The organism is Micromonospora sp. MW-13 (genome assembly GCF_003434305.1).
Taxonomy (GTDB): Bacteria; Actinomycetota; Actinomycetes; order Mycobacteriales; family Micromonosporaceae; genus Micromonospora.
Map to the genome: position 1 here is coordinate 1 of NZ_QKKX01000071.1, position 952 is coordinate 952.

Below are 952 nucleotides of genomic sequence, written 5' to 3' on the forward strand. Positions count from 1 at the left end.
TGACCTGGCGTTCGCGGGCGGCGTGACGGTGATGGCGACGCCGGGGCTGTTCGTGGAGTTCTCCCGGCAGCGGGGACTGGCCGCCGACGGGCGGTGCAAGGCGTTCGCGGCGGGCGCGGACGGTACGGGCTGGGGTGAGGGTGTCGGCGTGCTGCTGGTGGAGCGGCTTGCCGACGCGCGGCGCAACGGGCACCGGGTCCTGGCGATCGTGCGGGGTAGCGCGGTCAACCAGGACGGTGCCAGCAATGGTCTGACGGCGCCGAACGGTCCGTCGCAGCAGCGGGTGATCCGGCAGGCCCTCGCGTCGGCGCGGCTGTCCACGGCGGACGTGGACGTGGTCGAGGCGCACGGCACCGGCACCACGCTGGGTGACCCGATCGAGGCGCAGGCGCTGCTGGCCACCTACGGCCGGGAGCGGGGCGACGCCGCGCCGCTGCTGCTGGGCTCGGTGAAGTCCAACATCGGGCACACCCAGGCGGCGGCCGGCGTCGCCGGCGTCATCAAGATGGTGCTGGCCATGCAGGAGGGCGTCGTCCCGGCGACCCTGCACGTCGACGAGCCATCGCCGCACATCGACTGGTCGTCGGGCGCGGTGGAGCTGGTCACCGAGTCCCGCCCCTGGCCGGGAGTGGACCGGCCGCGCCGGGCGGCGGTGTCGTCGTTCGGCATCTCCGGCACCAACGCGCACGTGATCATCGAACTGCCCGAGGACCCGCCCGCCGAGCAGGCGGTCGAGGAGCCGGTCGGGTCCGGGTCGGGCCCGGGGCTGGTCGCCTCGGGTGCGACGGTGTGGCCGGTGTCGGCCCGGTCGCGGGCCGCCCTGTCCGGCCAGGCCGCCCGCCTGGCCCGGTACGTCCGCGCCCACGACGGCCTCGATGCCCCGGCGGTGGCGTGGTCCCTGGCCACCACCCGTGCGGTCTTCGACCAGCGGGCCGCCGTGGTCGGGTCGACG

Annotated in this window: 1 protein-coding gene; it reads left to right on the forward strand. The window is 75.7% G+C overall.

Annotated elements, in window-relative coordinates; genetic code table 11:
- A partial coding sequence (locus C5N14_RS27375; protein WP_133305769.1) for a polyketide synthase occupies window positions 1-952 on the forward strand: 952 nt, incomplete at both ends.